Consider the following 19,128-nt stretch of genomic DNA (forward strand, 5'->3'; position numbering starts at 1 on the left):
TTATACCATAATAATAAGCCCTTGAATGATGGTTTCTCAACAAAACAAACACCTAATTTCGTCGATAAAGATGTTGACATTATTTAATAAGTGACTTTTCGGCATGAACTAACGTTCTATACGCATGAGAAAGTCGCATGCGGAACATCCATGCAGAAGTAAGTTCAACAAGCATATTGAATACGATCAAGGTTAATTGAGTTAATAGTTTACTTTCCTAACTGCAAAAAAACAACCTTGTCTTCAGTCACTCGAAGACAAGGTTGTCTGACTAGGATTCACTTAAATCTTTAATAAGTTCATCATATTTCGGACTATTTAAAAAGTTCTCAACTGAAATATGATAAGCATCTGCTCTCTTAGCTTTAGCACGATCTGTTAAATCTTTGTGGGTAATAATAATATCAGCATCATTTGGAATATCATTAATCGCTTTATTAATTACCTCGATATCAATATTTGCTTTGCTGAATTTATCTCTTAGTAAAGAAGCGCCCATCGCACTTGATCCCATCCCAGCATCACAGGCAAATACGACTTTATTAACATCTGCCGCGGTCACTGATGTCACCTCTGTCTGATCAAATGATCCTGCTACAGAGCTTTTCTTTCCTTTCATTTCTTCCATTTTCTCTGCGGCTGTACTAATATCATCCTCTTCTTCTCTTTTATCTGCCTTTAGAATCACAGAAGCAACAAGGAAGGAAACAGCTGTTGCGACCACAACCCCTGCAATAACACCGACATAATTACCTCTTGGTGTCATCGTTAATAACGCAATAATACTTCCCGGTGAAGGTGATGATGTTAAACCAGCATCAAATAATGAGAAAGTTAAAACACCACTCGCCCCACCAGCAATGGCTGCTAAAATAAGCATTGGCTTCATTAACACATACGGGAAATAAATCTCATGGATCCCACCAAAGAAGTGAATAATTGAAGCACCAGAAGCAGAAGCTTTTGACGCACCTTTTCCAAAGATCATAAATGCTAGAAGGATACCAAAACCTGGCCCCGGATTTGTTTCAATTAGAAATAAAATTGATTTTCCTGCCTCTAAAGCTTGTTCTGTACCTAACGGCGTAAACACACCATGATTAATCACATTGTTTAAAAATAAAATTTTCGCTGGTTCCACTAATAAACTAGCTGCTGGCAATAAACCGGCATTTACAATCGCCTCAACACCTGCACCTAACGCACGATTTAGACCGCTTACAACTGGTCCCATCGCTAGTACACCAAAACCTGCAATAATAGCACTTAAAATACCAGCTGAAAAGTTATTATACAGCATTTCAAAACCTGAACGAATTTTCGGTAAAAATGGCTTATCGAATGCTTTCATTAAGTAAGCTGATAACGGCCCCATAATCATGGCACCCAAGAACATTGGCGTTCCAGCTGCACCGACAATAACCCCCATCGTTGCAATCGCACCTACAACACCCCCACGGGCACCATAGACCATCTTACCTCCTGTATAACCAATTAATAATGGTAGTAAATAATTAATCGTTGGTCCAACTAACTCAGCTAGTGTTTCATTTGGAATCCAACCATCCGGAATGAATAAAGCAGTAACAAGTCCCCAAGCAATAAATGCGGCAATGTTTGGCATCACCATCCCACTTAAATAACTACCAAACTGTTGTACTTTTGAACGAACCCCTTGTTTTGACATGAGACATTCTCCTCTCAAATAATAAGTATTATAGATAATGACTACAACTTAATAATAAAGCGGTTACAGGGTGGGTTCAATCTTTTCTAAATCCAGATTTGTCAGTTGCTTTGTTGACAAAATTAAACTACACCGTTAATTTATCCACCTTGTCCTAAAAAATGTATATAAACTAAATGTAACTCGACTTTTGTACTAAGATAGGAATGCATTGAGATAGGGGTTCTTGCAAAATAAAGACATCATCAACATAAGGATCCGTTGAGGAGATCAGGAAACGAAACGTTTACGATCAAAAAACGCACGTTTACGATATTTGTAATAAATATATTGAAAATCATGGTAATATTAGCATAGGTTAACCGACTGTTCATGAGCAAAAAAAATATGAGATTTATCTGTGTTAAAACGTATGGACAAGGAGAAGTGATCTTATGCACTTAAAAAGGAATACAACTATGCTTAGCTTTTTTTTAGTTATTATCTTGTTATCCGCGTGTTCATATCGAGAGTTTGAGGATTCGCTTAAAGACACGTTCAATAAAGATGATGAGGAAGAAATAGTCAATACGGTCACACTTCCTGAGACAGCATCAGATTCTGAAGATAACAGCCTTTATTCTATTGGTGATACCATTTCATTTACTTATGCAGATAATGAAACAGTTGAGTACACGCTCCAGCAAGTGATCATTTCGGACAATATTAATGATCTCGGTCTGGACAAGGCAGACTTCTATGATCAATCTTTAATCGAAGATGATGGCACTGTGGATGGAGCACATCAACTTGTTACTATTGATGTCAGAATAATAAATAAGGATTACAGAGGCTTTAACTTTGATGTCGAGCAAGATAAAGCATCCTTATATATTGAACTAGCAGTGGGCTTTAAAAACGGTATTGAAGACCCAGATGGACCTTTTCTTTTGCACGCCTCTTTTTTTAGTGACCATTCGCCATTAGATCAAAATCAAGGTCAGGATTATTACAAGTTCTTATTGGGAATTGGTGAAGAAATCGACGTAACGGTAGGTTGGTTTGTGCCCACTGATTTATTAGAAGAGGAGCCTTTATACTACATAATTGGTTACGAGGGACATGCGGAAGACTTTCAATATTTCCAACTAACACTACTGGACGGGGAGATGAATGATGATGACTAATACATTGACCCCCTTATTAAAAATCGAACTATCAAAAGCGATAAAAAATAAATATTTTATCACTACTTTAATCGTTGCGCTTATATTCGCCTTGCTTAGTGCTTGGTATATAATAGATTTACATTTCTATACCCAAAGCATGATGAAAATTCACGGAACCAATGGAAATCCCATGACACCCGCTTTCTCACTATTTAACCATTGGATCGGCGGAGAAGCTACGTCACTTGGTTTCACCCTATTTTTCACCCTTCTTCCGCTTATGGCAGTTCTTCCGTACGGATGGTCCTATTTTATCGAAAACAAAACAGGTTATTTGAAAACCGTTGTAACAAGAAGCAGTAAGTGGTACTATTTCTTAGCTAAATACATCGCAACCTTCACGGCTGGTGGTCTTGTTATATTCCTACCATTGGTTATTAATCTGATCGTTGTTGCCTGCTTTATACCAGCTGTCACGCCATCTACCATGTATACGTTATATTATTCAGTCGCCCACGTCTCCATGTGGTCGTACTTGTTTTATACTTATCCTTTAGTTTTTGTCATTCTTTATTTGATTTTGAATTTTATTTTCGGGGGCTTATTTGCGACAATGAGTTTAGCGATTTCCTTCTTTTTCAAAAACAGGATTGCTATTATTTTAATACCCTTTTTCTTGATCTTGATTTTACATTACAGTCGGACGTTCTTGGCCTATAAATATTATAGAGAAATTTCACCACTGAATTATTTGCATTCTGTTAGCATAGAAAACCCTGTAAGTAGTTGGATTGTTCTAACTCAAGGTTTACTGTTCTTTATATTAACGTTTGGAATAACGATGAGATTAGGTGTAAAACGTGACATTTTATAAACTATTAAAATATGATGTGAAAAACGGCTTCCGCCTTGGTCTAATAAACCTTTTAATTGTCGCTTTATTTGCGCTCGCTTTTTGTATCGACTTTTATTTACGAAAAAATGGCGCTTATATTTTCGACGCATCTACACCAGAAGGAACATTCATTGACTATCTCTTTTATATATTTGGAGGTATTAAGGAATATATCCCTTCTCGGACAGATGGCTTTATTTTCCCTGTCAAATGGTTGTTACTTCACCTATTTATTTTGTACAGTACACTCTACTATCCTTATCGAGATTTGTCATCTTTAGGATTAAATATTCTAGTCCGTACAAAAGGGAGAATGGCATGGTGGTTGTCTAAAAGTCTATGGAATATATGTTATGTTCTAGCGTGTTATCTGGTAATTTTTCTAACGGTATTTGGTTTTTGCCTAATCATGCAAGAGCCGATTTCGCTTAATATTACACCGATGTTCGTCAATGATCTGTTAGAAGCAGACAGTCCGTTTGATATATTTTCAACTCAGCTTGTTTATATCATTCTTTTTTTTCCGCTGTTCATTTCGCTAGCGCTTAACTTATTACAAATGACATTTGTCCTGTTTATTAAACCATTATATAGCTTTGGCGTGATGGCCGTTATTTTACTCGCTTCTGCTTATCTCCTTACCCCAATTCTACCAGGGAATTATGCGATGCCGATTCGTAGTGAGCATGTGGTTGAAAATGGCGTTCAAGTTACCGATGGTGTGATGATGGTTCTACTCCTGATAGCAGCCTCTTTTATTGCTGGGTGTGACTATTTTCGTCGTTATGACATTTTAAATGACGACTAATTAGTTATACAGGTTAACAAATTATTTGAAAATGAGGGATTTACAATGACAACAATTTACATGGATGGCGTTTATAAAAAACTAAAAGGTTTAACCGTTATTAACAATATATCTATGACTTTGACATCAGGCCAGGTCACAGGTTTTCGCGGGGTCAATGGCTCAGGTAAAACCATGCTGATGCGGCTAATTGCAGGACTGATCTTACCGACTAAAGGCACAATTAAAATTGATGAAAAAGTACTAGGCAAAGAAATCACATTTCCAGAAAGCATTGGTATTCTCCTTGAGAATCCAGCCTTTCTTGATAGTTATTCAGGCTTTGATAACTTAAAAATGCTCGCTTCCATCCGCAATAAAATTGGCGATGACCAAATTAATCACACGTTAGAAGCTGTTGGTCTCGACCACGAAAGCAGTCGAAAAAAATACAAAAAATATTCATTAGGTATGAAACAACGTCTCGGCATCGCTGGATCAATCATGGAACAGCCTGATATTGTGATTTTAGATGAGCCAACCAATTCACTCGATACCGATGGTGTAGAGCGGGTCAAACAGATTGTCCAGCAAGAAAAGGAGCGCGGTGCAAATGTGATCATTGCTTGCCATGATACTGATATTCTCGATCAATTAGCTGATAAAATATATTATTTAGAGAACGGGGCGATGGTACAATCGACAAGGAGGGTACCTCAAGCATGAAAAGAATAGCTATCATATTAATAACGATTTTCTTATTCATCGGTATCAGTATCCGGATTTGGTATGTCAATAAAACGGTTAACTTGCCACCGATCGATACGTTTCAAATGGAGAAAGAAGTGGCCATTGAGGAAGATATTTTTCTTGATGATTTTGAAAATATGGATGGTTACACAGTAACAGTAAATCAAGCTGAAATCCTCCCTTATCAAGACTTTTTAGCAAAATACAACTATAATGACGATGAAAATGACCCATTATTCCAAAAAGATAATATTTTCTATCCTGAAATGGTGTATGATCTGCAACTTACGATTAAAAATACAAATGATACAGACGATCTTACCCAACATAGTGGGATCAATTTTATTAATTACCAATTAATTGGGACGGATTTTTTAATGCAAATTAATGATCAGTTGTATTCAATTGCCAACCCTGAGTTAGAAGCGGGGATGACTGAAGGATTTCGATTACGACCAGAGAGTGAGATGGATTTTAATTTACCGTTTTTCTTTGCTCCTTCTACCAACGTGCTGCCGATTCAAACAGAAGCTGTTTTGCATGATCAAGTATACCTTGTTGTCTCACTGCACCCGACTGTTAAGCGGATTTTAATTGAATAGTGTTTAAAGCGGTCCTGAACAGTTTAACAAAAGCGGTCTTCAGGGCTGATTTTATTTCTAAGTGGTTAATTAATCTGTAACGTTTTGACACTTCATATGATTTTTACGTTTCTTTTGTTTGATATCCTCTTTATTTTCTTATATAAAACGAATCCTCAATGTGCTTCTCCCATTGAATGACAGCCGAATGTGGTGGGCAGGGCATTAGCTCCCGCTAAATAGATTTGCTCTTCTCTCTATTTTGAGACAGATGCTTGTTAGCTGTGATAAAATTCCTTCTTAATGTAGAAAAAAATGGTATAATAACTATAAAATGAAGCTTCAATCAGTGGACGGTTTCGTGCTTCTCCCACTGATTGTTAGTTGAGTCACAGGATATCAGTAGCCGTTATCACCCACCTAAATAGGTTTACTCTATCCTTTATTTCGAGGTGAGTGTTTTACGGGTGGTTAGCTGTGATAAATAAATGACTCAAAACATAATAAGGCAGGTTCAGTTAATATGATCTTTTCTTTCCCTTTTTTCGCGCTTGAATTGACATCGATCTGTTTTGCCCTCTTTTTTACGTTTAACATGCGACCAAAGATTAAAAAAATTGTGATAGACATGGTCATCATTGTCCTTCCATCTCTTTTTTGTTACTTATTCATCTTTAAATGGTTGGGATGGCTTTATTTTTTATTTTCTCTAGCTATAATCGATTACGCCTACGTGAAGGAAAGACGTATTTTCTTAGATGTCGCTATGCTTGCTATTGCAAGTGCCATCTCTAAGAATCTATCCCAGGTAATTGAATTTTCATTTTTCAGCGAACAAGACATGCCTGCTGTTTTAATCAATATTAGTTTATTTCTATTGTTCTTTGCGTTTTTTACATACCTTTACCATCTCTTCATTAAAAAAGTATGGCGTAACATTTTCATTCCAGTTATGAGTCAATTTATTTTAATAACGATTGCTTGCATGACTGTGAGTATTTTGTATATTAACCTTTTTATGTCATTAAATCAAAACCTCTATTATCTTGCCATGTTTAACTTAATTATTGAAGTCGTTTATTTTTTCTTAATGTTTATCTTATCTATGATTCTGCTTCGAAACGTTAAGAAAGAGAACATGTTAAAACAAAAAGAAACCGAACAGCAACAATTGCATCACTACATGCAATCGTTAGAACAGATTAATAAAGATATGCAGCGGTTCAGGCATGATTATAAAAATATTTTATTGACGATGCAAGGCTATCTTAATGAAAATAACACTGAAGGACTCAAGGCATATTTCAATGAGCACATTGTTAAAGTTGAGGAACGCACATTTAAAAGTAATTATCTATTTAACCAATTAGACCAACTTAAACTTGTTGAACTGAAAGGCCTACTGGCAACAAAAATACTTATGGCTGAAGAATTTAATATCGCGATTAACATGGAAATACCTGACGTCATTGAAGCCATTGATATGAATATCATTGATCTCACTCGCATCATTGGCATTATCATTGATAATGCCATCGAAGCCAGTATCGACATTGAAGAACGACAACTAAACGTCGCCTTCCTTAAAAGGGAAGCTAACTCTATTTTAATTATTGTCGAGAATCGTGCTGACACCAACGCAATCAATATGAGTCACATTTTTGACGCTGATTATTCAACAAAACATGACCACAGTGGTATGGGGTTAACCACCGTGCGCAAGATTTTAAATAACTATCCAAATACCACGATGAATACGCGAATTGAGAATGATTTTTTTATTCATGAACTCGATATTCATAAAACGAATCTTCAATCAGCGGGCGGTTTTGCCCTTCCCCCACTGATTGGTAGCTGAGTAAATCAGGATATTAGCGTCCGTTAGCTCCATTTCTCTACTCTCTAGTTTGAGGCAGGCATTTTGGACACGGTTATTTGTGTGATAAAGCCAATCAGTCTATCGCTCTCTCAACTTCATATAACACTGAATCGTGAGAATGGGCAGAAAGGAGCCTTTCAATGAAAGTTATCATATGTGAAGATGAATCCAATCATCGTGAATTTTTGAGATCTACGATTTTGAAATATGCAATGTTTTACCAACCTAGCGTTGAATTGTGTTTAACTACAGGCAATCCTGAAGACGTTTTAGATTTTTTAAAAGATCAACAGGCTGACTGTTATGTTTTAGACATTGAGCTTAATTCAACGATCACCGGGATGGACTTAGCTAGCAAGATTAGAGAAAAAGACCCTTTAGCACAAATCATTTTTATTTCCATGCACGCAGATAAGTTAAAACTTACGTTTAAATATAAACTCGCAGCACTTGATTTTATAGTAAAGGATAACGAACACAACAAGCTAGAAACACAAATTCAAGAAGCGCTTGCAGCAGCATTTAAAAAGTACCAACAATTAGGATGTAGTAATAAATCAACACACATCCAAATAAAGATTGGAGAACGAATAAAAAATGTACGCTTTGACGACATCTATTATTTTGAAACCGCTCCACAAGAACATAAAATTATACTATATGAAGTTAATGGCATATATGAATTTTACGGGAAATTGAAAGCGTTCGAAGACATCCATCCGCGTTTTTACCGTTCTCACAAAAGCTATCTTGTCAATCTTGATCATGTAAAAGATATCAATACCAAGCAACATAACTTAACAATGAGGAATGGACACCAATGTCTTGTTGCAACACGGAAGGTAAAGGATCTTCAAGCAAAAGTTGCTGATCATTCCATAATAAACCATTGAAACGAGCCTTCAATCATTGGAAGTTTTCTTTCTCCCCAAATGATTGAAGGTTCTTAGCGTCGATTAGCTTCTGCTAAATTGATTTGATCTATTTTGAGACGGGGTTTTACAGACGGCTATCTGTGATAAATATACAAATCTTTTTTATATTTTGTTGCTAATCTCATTGACATAAGCTATAATTTGATATTGATAATCATTTTCAAGTAGGGAGGGTTGCATTTGATTTCAGTAGATCAAGTTAAAGTCGGATATGATGATGAACTGATTATAAATGAATTAAGTATTACCATACCCAAAGAACAAATCACGACAATCATCGGACCAAATGGCTGTGGCAAGTCCACACTATTAAAATCAATTGCTCGCATTCTTAAAACAAGTGGTGGAGCAATATATTTAGATGGAAAATCAATTAGCCAAACACCTACACGTGAGGTTGCTCAAAAGATGGCGATATTACCACAATCCGCTGAAGCACCAGCTGGATTAACAGTTAGAGAGCTTGTCACCTATGGGCGCGCTCCTCACCAGTCTAGATTTGGAAAATTAAAGTCAAATGATATAGAAGCGATTGATTGGGCATTAGAGGAAACAGGGTTGAGTGAAATCCAAGACAGAGCAATTGATGCCTTATCTGGTGGTCAGCGTCAGCGTGTCTGGATTGCAATGGCTCTGGCTCAAGATACAGAAATCGTCATTTTAGATGAACCGACCACTTATTTAGATCTGTCACATCAGCTTGATATTTTACAGCTACTTGAAAAATTAAATAGCGTACAGAAGAAAACCATCGTTATGGTACTTCATGATTTAAACCATGCGTCACGTTTCTCACATCATTTGATTGCCATGCGTGATGGAGCAGTGATTGAGTATGGTGAACCACATCAGGTCATGACGGTTTCCAATCTGCAACAAATTTTTCAGATTGAGGCGATGTTGGCTGTTTGTCCATTCAGTCAAAATCCAATTTGTCTTTCATATGGCAAAATCCAGCACCAAAAAGAAGCAAGTTCAGCTTTAGGATAAACCATACTATAAAGGGGAATACACAATGAAAAAACGATTAATTATTGCCATACTTTTATTTACATTATTATTAGTAGGGTGTATGGAGCAAGACTCATCAACAGAGGCAGAAACAACTGAAGATAACACAAACGAGGAATTTGTTATTACAGATAGTTTGGGAGAACAGACATTTGAAGGTGCTCAAGAACGTGTCGTAGCCATTGAATGGAGCATTGCTGAAGAATTATTGGCATTAGGTGTTCAACCTGCTGGCGTTGCAGATGTTGAAGGGTTCAACACTTGGGTAACAATCGACGCTCAATTGGACGACACTGTCGTTGATGTTGGTCTAAGAACAGAGCCAAACATTGAAGAAATTGCCAAATTGGAACCTGATGTGATTATTGGTGTAGCTGGTTATCAAGAAGCGATGGTCCCTGAATTAGAAAAAATCGCTCCTGTTGTTTTATACGAAACAGCCACCGAAGAGGTTTTAGAAGACTTATATGCTAATACACTCGAAAATTTAAAAACGACTGCTCAATTGGTCGGAAGAGAACAAGAAGCAGAGCAAGCCATTGCTGATTTAGAAGAACGATTAGCAGCCGCAAAAGAAAATATCGAAGCAGCTGATTTGCCAACGAACGAATTTGTCTTTACACAAGCTTTTTCCGTTAGTGACGTACCGACATTTCGTCTTTTTACACCAAATTCAATGGTGAGTCATGTCCTCGAAGGCATGGGGTTAACGAATAAAATTCAAGATCAAGATGCCGTCGACTATGGCTTTATCGAAGCGAATGTCGAGGGAGTATCAAATTACCAAGAAGCTCTTTTCTTGCACACCGTTCAAGAAGATGATCCTCTATTTGACAACTTAGCCGATAATAGTGCTTGGAATTCACTTTACTTTGTTGAAAATGATGCCATGCATGATATTGGTGCTGGTGTGTGGACTTTTGGTAGCGTCTTATCAATGGAAACGTTGATTGAAAATGTTGAGGAAGCATTAACGAAGTGATCGTATGAAAATGAAGCCTGTTTTTTTATTGATTGGGACATTGTTATTATTCATTGTCCTTGGTCTTGTTCATGTCAGCCAAGGGCAAGCCTCATCAGGCTTTTTTAGGTTTTGGCAAGAGGTGTGGCACGATGAGCAACAAATGAATTTCCTGCTACATAGCCGAATGCCTCGTTTTGTCATTGGCTGCTTAACTGGTGCTGCTTTAGCTATAGCTGGTATGCTTCTCCAAACGATGACAAAAAATCCGCTCGCTAGTGCGAGTACACTCGGCATTCACGCCGGCGCTTATTTTTTTGTCGTTTGTTTTACAATCTTCTTTCCAGCAATCGGACATGCTTTTCCTCTGCTCGTTACATTAGCTGGCGGATTTACTGCAGCATTTTGCGTTACTTTTTTGGTAGGGAAATCACTCGACCCTGTTCGAATTGCTTTAACAGGGCTTATTATAACGATGCTTTTTTCTTCCTTAACAAGTGCATTACAGCTCTTGTTTGCTAATGAAGTTGCCGGCCTCTTCCTATGGGGATCAGGAACTTTAATGCAGTTAGATTGGAGCGGTGTGACTTTTGCTTCACCATGGATTATTATTTTAGTTTTAATTGGCTTGTTAATCAGTCATCGTTTCGACTTTCTGTTGCTCGGTGACGATGTAGCCATTGGACTTGGACAAAATATTACCATTACCAAAGCGTTTGGATGGCTAATTGCAATCTTACTCACTTCAATTACAGTTTCTGTCGTCGGTCCAATTGGATTTGTTGGTATTATTGCTCCCCATTTGGTTCGATTAATGGGATTCACTAAACATCGCTCAATGATTATTGGTAATAGTATTGTTGGGGCAAGCTTACTGATTACTGCTGATATAGTCGCTCGACTTGTCTCTGCAACATCTGAATTACCAGTCGGTGCGATGACAGCGATTATTGGTGCACCTTGGCTGATCTACTTGGCATTAAAAATGCGTAAACAAACACAAACGTCTGGAAGTACGCTAGAAGGAAAAGTGCGTATCACACATTATAAGTCTTTTTACTTCACCTTACTGGCTATTACATTTGTTTTAGTTGTCGTTAGTCTTTCTTTTGGTGGAACCAGCTTTACCAAACTTGTTGAACTTCCCCAGGAATTGATGTATAACAGCTATGTCTGGGAATTCCGTGTGCCTCGCGTGCTTGTTAGCTTTCTTGTCGGTACAATGATGGCTGGTAGCGGTTTATTAATGCAGACTGTTTTACGTAACCCACTAGCTGATACGTCTGTTTTAGGCGTTTCCTCAGGTGCTAGTGTATTTGCAATGCTATTTCTTCTGATCTTTCAACAAGCACCGATTTTATTTGTTCCTATAGGTGCTTTAATTGGCGCTTTCTTAACCATGGGACTCATTCTCGGCATTAGTGCACGAAGCGGGTTTCAACCTATGCTATTAATTTTAATGGGGATTGCTATTTCTGCTGTTGGGTCCGCTATTATTCAAATTTTATTAGTCCGGGCGAACCTTTATGCTGGACTTGCATTAACATGGTTAACCGGTAGTACCTATGGGACGAACTGGCAAGATTTCATTATTATTTGTGTTGCTAGTTTAGTTATTTTGCCAATCATTGTTTTATTTGCTTCTACTTTCGATATTCTTTCATTTGATGATGAGGTGTCAATTGGTCTTGGTGTAAAAGCAAGCCACATGCGTCTATTTATGATCGTGCTAGCCGTCACTCTATCCGCACTAAGTGTCGCTATCGTTGGAACCATTGGCTTTATTGGATTACTAGCACCACACATCGCTAGGCAATTAGTTGGTCCGAAGTTAATGCGACTGCTCCCGCTCAGTTTGATGATCGGTGGCATGTTACTCATTAGTGCTGACTTTTTAGGACGTCTTCTACTAGCACCTAAAGAAATTCCGTCGGGAATCATTGTTTCATTAATTGGCGCACCTTACCTGCTTTATTTATTAAAGAAAGTAAATGCTGTTCAAGCAAAATGACGACTTAAAGTTATGGAATACCAAGAAAAGGAAAGACTACTTACTTATACCTTCTAAAACAAAAAAGCTATCTTTTCACTTCAAAAGTGTGAAAGATAGCTTTTTTCGGGAGAAATGTCGTGCTACTGAGTGTTTCTATTTCACGCACTACTGCTTTAACACGTTTACTATAAATCTTTGCTATTCAACAATTTACTTCGCTTTATCTGCAAAACTATTTTTTTGATTAGTGTGGTCACACCAAAAATAATAATAAAGATTAACGTAATCGTTGCGCCAGGCGGGGTACCATACCCATAAGAACCAACAAGACCCGTAAACATACCCGTTAATGCAATGATTATCCCTATCATAATGACACCATTAAAACTTTTACTTAGTCGCATTGAAATTGCTGCTGGCAGGACAAGAATAGCAGACACCAATAACGCCCCAACAATCGGCATAATCACCGCAATGGTTATGCCTGTTAAAACATTAAACAGAATCGACATCGTTTTAATAGGTAAACCAGCTGTAAAAGCTGTTTCTTCATCAAAAGTTAATATATACATCGGTTTTCGAAAAATTAAATATAGTAGTCCGATCATAATGGTTAATCCTAGTAACATCCATATTTGCTGTTCACTAATGGTAACGATTGAGCCAAACAGAAATTGATTCATACTTAAGGTTGCTCCACCTTGGTTTAACCCCATTAAAACAAGTGCTAAAGCCATTCCGCCAGACATTAAGATTGCAATTGAAATTTCTGAATAGGTCCGATATAGCATGCGCAAATATTCTAGTAAAATTGCAATCGCTACGACAACGAATATATTTGTCCATGTCGGATTAACCCCAATTAACATGCCTAAAGCAACACCTGCTAGTGAAACATGTGAAAGCGTATCGGCCATTAAAGACTGTCTACGCAAAATTAAAAATAGCCCGAGCATGGGTGCAATTAATGAAATGAGGAATGATGCTTGGAAGGCTCTTTGCATGAATCCATAGAAAAACATCTCCAAGGTGACCCCTCCTTCCGCACAAGCTGTATATGCTTGTCAGCATAGCGCCGAAGTTCCTCGTGATCATGAGTAACCATTAAAACACCTTTGCCATGATCCTTACTATTATGCTTTAATAACTTATAAAATTGCTCTCGCGAATGAACATCCATTCCCGTTGTTGGTTCATCCAATACAAACAAATCGGGATCAGTTGCAAAAACGCGCGCAATTGAGATCCGCTGCTTTTGACCACCAGATAATTCACCGATTTTCTTATGGCGCATGTCCCACATCCCAACTGACTCCAAAGAACGGCGCACATGCTCTTTATCTTGTTTATCTAATTTTTGAAACCATTTCCCTCTTTGGAAACGTCCAGACTGAACAAGTTCAAGCACTGTACTTGGAAAGCCTGCATTGAATGAAGCCACTTGTTGAGGAACATAGCCGACAACAAGTTTCTCATCCCAGCGATTTTTCGTAGATAAGTTAACATTTCCCTTAGTTGGCTTAAGTAAGCCTAAAATATTACGTAGCAGCGTGGTCTTCGCTGCACCATTCTCACCTGTCAGCATGACAAAATCCCCTGAATTGACTTCGAATGATATATTTTCAAGTACAGGTTCATCTTCATAATGAAAGGCAAGGTCATTTACTTTAATATAATGCACTTTAATGCGACCTTTCTATAATTATATTTATGAATACTTTTTTATTATACGCTTACTTCGTCGTTTTGAAAAATATAAGCTAGTCATTTTACTCGATGGCGAATTGGAGGCTGTTATTCAAGATGACTACTTCTCAGTTCCTTTAGCCTTCTATGATCGTTTAGAAAAACGAACCTATTTGTTAAGCCTTTATCGTTTGCGCTTTATTGCTTGTGACTACTTTCCTAACACACAAAAAGTCATAAGAACTCTATAAGCTGATCATTACAACTTATAGAGTTCCTTTATACTTGACTATTCTATTAAAACTTAATTTTACATTAATAAATACTTAACTGTAAGGCTTCTAAGTTTTCACGCATCGCTTCAATATAGCCTAAATCATCAGCCATAAGCTCTTCCGAAAGTACTTCTAGATCATGTAATACAGCTGTCTCTGTACCTGTTTCATTAGCGACTGTTTGGGCAATAGCTGAATTAGCTCCATGTTGATAATAGATAACAGGAACGCCATATTCATCAATCAAGCTGCCAATTTCTGCAATACGAGAAGGGCTTGGCTCTACTTCGGTGGATAAACCGCCGATCGCTACTTGTTCAAGATTATAGCGATGGGCAATGTAGCCAAATGCTTGGTGTTGCACAACAAAAACACGATTTTCTGCCTCTGCAAATGCTGTTTCAAAGTCTTCATGTAATGCTTGAAGTTCTGCATTAAAGGCTTCCGCATTCTCCTCATAAATCTCCTGTCCATCAGGATCAGCTTCAACTAAGGCATCGCGAATGGCATTCACTTGCTCTTGAGCTAAAACGGGATCTAACCAACTGTGAGGATCTTCATCTTCATGATCATCAACATCAATTTTAACGGGCTCTGATTCAGCATAAGCTTGATGATCATCATCATAGAGAACGGCTTTAACTTCAAAACTAGCTCCCGTCGTTTGATACTCTAAGCGATTTGTTCCCTGACCAGAAATAATTTCCCATTCATCACTTGAACCTTGTCTTTTATACCAATGCCAATCATCATAATCAACTTCTGAATCGAATTGTGCTTCAAGTGTGACGACATCACCTGTATGATAATGATCAGCCAACCCTGTTATTTCAACTGTTTCAGCTTCGTCCCCATGGTGATGATCTTCATGATCGTCATGGTTTTCAGCATCGTGGGCATCGTGATCATGGTCATGATGTTCATCGTCGTGATCATGGTCGCTATGATCGTGGTCGTGATCATCATCGTCGTGGTTATCAACAACAATCTCTACGGGCTCTGATTGCGCATAAATATCATGAGCGTCATCATAAAGGACTGCTTGCACTTCAAAGTTCTTATCTGTTGCTTCGTATTCAAACATTTTTGTTCCTTGACCAGAAACCATTTCCCAGTCACTATCTGAGTCTTGTCTTGTATACCAATGCCAATCATCATAATTAACATCTTCGTCTAACTCAGCCGTTAATTCAATCTGGTCACCTGTATGATAGTGATGAGCAACACCACTAATCACTACACTGGCATCGCCTTGATCACCATGACCATCACTACTTGTATCCGCCAGCTCAATTCCCTCAGCTGCTCGCGCAACAATAAGAGCATCATTTTCAATCGTATTTAATAGACTCTCTGCCCAAAATTCCATCTCTTCACTACTATAAACAAATACATCTGCATCATTGACTGCTGCGACATCTTGTGCACTTGGTTCATAATAGTGTGCATCTTCACCAGCCGAAACCATCAACGTTACATTAGCACGATCCCCGGCCACTTGTTTGGTGAACTCATACATTGGATAAAAAGAGGCCACAACATTAATTTCTCGGTCATCTTCTGCACCACTTGTATCTGCATCATCTTGTCCACATCCAATAAGAACAATACTTACAACGAACATAATTAAAAGGGCAGTTAGCCATTTTCGCTTGATCATTTTTTTCTCCCCTTGATAAAATATTAATTAAATCGTAATCATTACGAATGAAATATTAACATTCTTCTCTTTATTCTGTCAAGCGTAAAGTGTTCCATCTCATGCTCCGTTTTTAACTTGTTACGTTGAAAAACCGTACCTTTCACGCTTAACCTTTTATTAAACTTTATTTCTCTTATTCTAATAAATGCTTAAAAATCCGTTTTAACACATGATAACCTTCCGTATAATGCTGCCTCAAAATAGCGTCTATTTAGGAGGGCGCTAGCGGACATCAATAGCCTCGCCTCATCAGTGGAAAAGAATGAAAACCTCCACTGATTAAAAGTTTGCTTTATAACATTTGAAGCATACCATTATAGAAATCATCTATAACGGTATGCTTATTTTATTTTCTATTGTTTAATTACATTCCAATTTTTTGAAACGTTTTTTAATGGGCAAGCATGTCGCGAACTAGACCATCCGCCTCTAATTCAGATGGATAATACGTTGGCCAATTGGTCAATTCCTCTAACAGCCCCTCACGGTCGTCTCCCCAATACAGATGAAAATGATGTGAATCTACAGGGAATATATTATGATCGCTGAACTGAATATATTGTGGCATCTCTTCCGATCCATCAACCCGTGTATAGATAAACCGTACCCCTCTGTTACCTCTTTCGTAAGTAAGGATTTCGTATCCATCATAAGCATACTCACCAGAGATTTCCTCTCCATCTTCAAAGAAAGTCACTATGTCATCCTCGATCACAATACGGTCTACCTCTGTTTCATAGCCAATTGTATAATAATCTTTGTATTCTTCAGCAGTCATATCTCCTTCTTCGGCCTTGTGCTCAAATACCTCATCTAAATCTCCAGATAGTAGATATGGATAAACCGACTGCCAATCCCCATACCAATCAGCTAGTTCGCGATCCTCAATTTGATCATCTTCAAAGTAGCCATCGTAAATTTGCTGACTTTCTTCGTCATGCCCGTGATGATCATCAATCACCACTGTGATAGGGGCAGACTGACCATAAGCCTCATGATCGTCACCAAATAGCACTGCTTTAATTTCTAATCCGTCAATCGTTGCTTCTCCAGTAAATACTTCAGTATCCATTCCAGATACAACTTCCCATTCATCATCTGCATGCTCTCTTGTGTACCAATGCCAATCATCATAATCTGTCTCTTCATCCAAAACAGCTGTTAACTCAATCGCATCACCCGTATGATAGTGGTGTGCAACTCCTTCTATCTCAACAATCTCTGGCGCTTCGTCATCTTCATGTTGATCGTCAGTATGTACTTCCTCTTCTGCATCATCAGCTACCGCATCTTGATCTTCATCTGCTTGACATGCAACTAACAATAAACCGAGTAAACATACACTAAATAAAAGCATAAGCAACTTTTTCATTTTATTTATCTCCCTTTCCTTTATATAAATCGTAATAGTTACGTTTTATAACGTAACATTAGTGTAACTAAACTGTCAAGCTAATTCTAAAAGACTTTTAAAAATAAAAAAGATTGTTGAAGTCTTAAACAAAACTTCGACAATCTTTTCTAAATTTTTTATAATCTTTGTCGTCTTCTCGCGTTTTTTCACACATTTCGCAACAACATAATATCGATTATTTTGAATCTATTTTACGCATTTCCCCTCCAGTATACAATCAAAGTCGCTAGAAACACGATGATCACACTCAGAAGAATGGCTGCTACAATTACCGTACACTTGTTGTATACATAATGGCAGTCCAAGCTCTAGTATTGACTAAATGACTATTATATTTCATTTTAAAAAATAAAGAAATTGCACAAGCACTAAGGCTCATAACAGACAAGGTAACCCAATTTTTACGATCAAACTTTTTATATGAGATAAGAGTAATGATGGGAAGTATTCAAGCGATTAATCCGAGAACTAGACTTCCAATATTAAGCCAACCAATCATAAGCCCCCGATGGGGCCCTCCAAGCTAATGTTAGCAATCACAAGCTATAATTGCTTAGATATCGATATCTTGCAATAATCATATCCGTAATGATTTGAAACATTATCGTATGTGTCTGATAATTTGTTTGGTGTGGAAAAATCACCGCTTCGCTCACAAATGGGAAATTTAGCACCTCTGGATTTGATGAAAGCACAATAACTTTCGCTTTAGTTTGAGAGAAACTGTTTTTTTTCGGTGTTCCTGTTCGGATTTGTTGTTTGGTTAAATAATTACCGGAGTTAGTGAAAACAATAATTAAGGTCTCTTCTGTTGCATTTCGTAAAAACTCATCTTGAGTCAAATCATTTTGAAACGTAGTAATAAATTTCCCACTATAGGCTAACTTAAGTTGAAAGTCTTGAGCAGCAGATTCTGAAAAAATAGTACCCAATGCGACAACTTTTTTATACTTGTGAATTGCCTTTGCAATCCGATCAATTGTCGAGATATCTATGTTCTCCTTGAAATAAGAAACATCCTTTAGAATCGCATCAAAATATTGATCATAACCTTCTTTTTCCATTGAAGTTATGATATTCGATATATAATTTAAAGGGTTATTAAAACGATTCTCAATGAAGGAAGCATTGTCCTTCAAATCCAAATAATCATCGAAACCAAGTGTACGTGCAAATTTTGAAATGGTTGATTTTGAAACATCACATAATTTAGCCACTTCTCCAATACTTAAATTATGAACATCATAATAATGGTTTAGCATTGTCAGCGCAATATGATGGTTAGTGGTTTCACTCGCTTGCCCGTTTAAGAATATGATAAGCCTGATAATAAGCAGTCCCATTTCAATTCTCCTTTCTTACAGTTTCCAAAATTCGAACTTTGTAATATTTGATACAATACCTTGTTATTGTTAGCTTGTAAA

Annotated in this window: 17 protein-coding genes; 11 read left to right on the forward strand and 6 right to left on the reverse strand. The window is 37.4% G+C overall.

The window, feature by feature from the left end:
* Positions 1-271: 271 nt before the first annotated feature.
* A complete protein-coding gene (locus B494_RS0114215) occupies positions 272-1,687 on the reverse strand; it encodes a PTS mannitol transporter subunit IIBC (protein WP_017473057.1) in 1,416 nt (471 codons plus the stop codon).
* 434 nt (positions 1,688-2,121) lie between these two features.
* Between B494_RS0114215 and B494_RS0114220 the strand changes: the two genes are divergently transcribed.
* The 10 genes from B494_RS0114220 to B494_RS0114270 all read left to right on the forward strand — a co-directional run bounded on the left by B494_RS0114220 (position 2,122) and on the right by B494_RS0114270 (position 12,645).
* Entirely contained in the window at positions 2,122-2,853 is a 732-nt protein-coding gene (locus B494_RS0114220) for a DUF5027 family lipoprotein (RefSeq protein ID WP_017473058.1), read from the forward strand.
* Complete coding sequence (locus tag B494_RS0114225) at positions 2,846-3,709, forward strand: hypothetical protein (protein WP_144032254.1); 864 nt, start codon at positions 2,846-2,848, stop codon at positions 3,707-3,709. The genes B494_RS0114220 and B494_RS0114225 overlap by 8 nt, the downstream gene beginning before the upstream one ends.
* Positions 3,696-4,538, forward strand: a complete 843-nt coding sequence (locus B494_RS0114230) for a hypothetical protein (protein WP_017473060.1) — start codon at positions 3,696-3,698, stop codon at positions 4,536-4,538. The genes B494_RS0114225 and B494_RS0114230 overlap by 14 nt, the downstream gene beginning before the upstream one ends.
* 45 nt (positions 4,539-4,583) lie before the next feature.
* Positions 4,584-5,243, forward strand: a complete 660-nt coding sequence (locus B494_RS0114235; RefSeq protein WP_017473061.1) for an ATP-binding cassette domain-containing protein — start codon at positions 4,584-4,586, stop codon at positions 5,241-5,243.
* Positions 5,240-5,869 (forward strand): DUF5028 domain-containing protein, encoded by a 630-nt coding sequence (locus tag B494_RS0114240; protein WP_017473062.1) that lies wholly within the window; start codon positions 5,240-5,242, stop codon positions 5,867-5,869. The genes B494_RS0114235 and B494_RS0114240 overlap by 4 nt, the downstream gene beginning before the upstream one ends.
* Positions 5,870-6,581: 712 nt before the next feature.
* Positions 6,582-7,706 carry a GHKL domain-containing protein gene (locus tag B494_RS19500; RefSeq protein ID WP_161603095.1) on the forward strand — a complete coding sequence of 375 codons (1,125 nt, stop codon included), beginning with the start codon at positions 6,582-6,584 and terminating at the stop codon, positions 7,704-7,706.
* Positions 7,707-7,867: 161 nt separating this feature from the next.
* On the forward strand, positions 7,868-8,620 hold the full coding sequence (locus tag B494_RS0114255) for a LytR/AlgR family response regulator transcription factor (protein WP_017473065.1): 753 nt from the start codon (positions 7,868-7,870) through the stop codon (positions 8,618-8,620).
* Between the two features lie 216 nt (positions 8,621-8,836).
* Positions 8,837-9,652, forward strand: coding sequence for an ABC transporter ATP-binding protein (locus B494_RS0114260; RefSeq protein ID WP_026065267.1), 816 nt, complete (start codon positions 8,837-8,839; stop codon positions 9,650-9,652).
* Positions 9,653-9,677: 25 nt separating this feature from the next.
* Positions 9,678-10,655: an ABC transporter substrate-binding protein gene (locus tag B494_RS0114265; protein WP_017473067.1), complete on the forward strand. Its 978-nt coding sequence runs from the start codon at positions 9,678-9,680 to the stop codon at positions 10,653-10,655.
* 4 nt (positions 10,656-10,659) lie between these two features.
* Positions 10,660-12,645 (forward strand): iron ABC transporter permease, encoded by a 1,986-nt coding sequence (locus tag B494_RS0114270; protein ID WP_144032255.1) that lies wholly within the window; start codon positions 10,660-10,662, stop codon positions 12,643-12,645.
* A gap of 167 nt (positions 12,646-12,812) precedes the next feature.
* On the opposite strand, the gene B494_RS0114275 is transcribed toward B494_RS0114270, so the two are convergent.
* Positions 12,813-13,655, reverse strand: a complete 843-nt coding sequence (locus tag B494_RS0114275) for a metal ABC transporter permease (RefSeq protein ID WP_033193682.1) — start codon at positions 13,653-13,655, stop codon at positions 12,813-12,815.
* Entirely contained in the window at positions 13,592-14,308 is a 717-nt protein-coding gene (locus tag B494_RS0114280) for a metal ABC transporter ATP-binding protein (RefSeq protein WP_017473070.1), read from the reverse strand. The genes B494_RS0114275 and B494_RS0114280 overlap by 64 nt, the downstream gene beginning before the upstream one ends.
* A 4-nt stretch (positions 14,309-14,312) precedes the next feature.
* Here B494_RS0114280 and B494_RS0114285 point away from each other — a divergent pair, with 4 nt between their 5' ends.
* Positions 14,313-14,564 (forward strand): hypothetical protein, encoded by a 252-nt coding sequence (locus tag B494_RS0114285; RefSeq protein WP_017473071.1) that lies wholly within the window; start codon positions 14,313-14,315, stop codon positions 14,562-14,564.
* Between the two features lie 64 nt (positions 14,565-14,628).
* On the opposite strand, the gene B494_RS0114290 is transcribed toward B494_RS0114285, so the two are convergent.
* From B494_RS0114290 to B494_RS0114300, 3 genes are all read right to left on the reverse strand, one after another.
* A complete protein-coding gene (locus B494_RS0114290) occupies positions 14,629-16,248 on the reverse strand; it encodes a metal ABC transporter solute-binding protein, Zn/Mn family (protein WP_017473072.1) in 1,620 nt (539 codons plus the stop codon).
* Between the two features lie 433 nt (positions 16,249-16,681).
* Positions 16,682-17,662, reverse strand: a complete 981-nt coding sequence (locus B494_RS0114295) for a metal-binding protein ZinT (RefSeq protein WP_017473073.1) — start codon at positions 17,660-17,662, stop codon at positions 16,682-16,684.
* A gap of 578 nt (positions 17,663-18,240) precedes the next feature.
* Positions 18,241-19,047 carry a MurR/RpiR family transcriptional regulator gene (locus B494_RS0114300; RefSeq protein ID WP_017473074.1) on the reverse strand — a complete coding sequence of 269 codons (807 nt, stop codon included), beginning with the start codon at positions 19,045-19,047 and terminating at the stop codon, positions 18,241-18,243.
* Positions 19,048-19,128: the final 81 nt, after the last annotated feature.

The organism is Amphibacillus jilinensis Y1, assembly GCF_000306965.1.
Classification (GTDB): Bacteria; Bacillota; Bacilli; order Bacillales; family Amphibacillaceae; genus Amphibacillus_C; species Amphibacillus_C jilinensis.

Bases quoted from the DNA above. Each gene is read 5' to 3' on its own strand.
- B494_RS0114215 (WP_017473057.1), bottom strand. From the start codon at position 1,687: ATGTCAAAACAAGGGGTTCGTTCAAAAGTACAACAGTTTGGTAGTTAT.
- B494_RS0114220 (WP_017473058.1), top strand. From the start codon at position 2,122: ATGCACTTAAAAAGGAATACAACTATGCTTAGCTTTTTTTTAGTTATT.
- B494_RS0114225 (WP_144032254.1), top strand. From the start codon at position 2,846: ATGACTAATACATTGACCCCCTTATTAAAAATCGAACTATCAAAAGCG.
- B494_RS0114235 (WP_017473061.1), top strand. From the start codon at position 4,584: ATGACAACAATTTACATGGATGGCGTTTATAAAAAACTAAAAGGTTTA.
- B494_RS0114240 (WP_017473062.1), top strand. From the start codon at position 5,240: ATGAAAAGAATAGCTATCATATTAATAACGATTTTCTTATTCATCGGT.
- B494_RS0114255 (WP_017473065.1), top strand. From the start codon at position 7,868: ATGAAAGTTATCATATGTGAAGATGAATCCAATCATCGTGAATTTTTG.
- B494_RS0114265 (WP_017473067.1), top strand. From the start codon at position 9,678: ATGAAAAAACGATTAATTATTGCCATACTTTTATTTACATTATTATTA.
- B494_RS0114270 (WP_144032255.1), top strand. From the start codon at position 10,660: ATGAAAATGAAGCCTGTTTTTTTATTGATTGGGACATTGTTATTATTC.
- B494_RS0114285 (WP_017473071.1), top strand. From the start codon at position 14,313: ATGCGACCTTTCTATAATTATATTTATGAATACTTTTTTATTATACGC.
- B494_RS0114290 (WP_017473072.1), bottom strand. From the start codon at position 16,248: ATGATCAAGCGAAAATGGCTAACTGCCCTTTTAATTATGTTCGTTGTA.
- B494_RS0114295 (WP_017473073.1), bottom strand. From the start codon at position 17,662: ATGAAAAAGTTGCTTATGCTTTTATTTAGTGTATGTTTACTCGGTTTA.
- B494_RS0114300 (WP_017473074.1), bottom strand. From the start codon at position 19,047: ATGGGACTGCTTATTATCAGGCTTATCATATTCTTAAACGGGCAAGCG.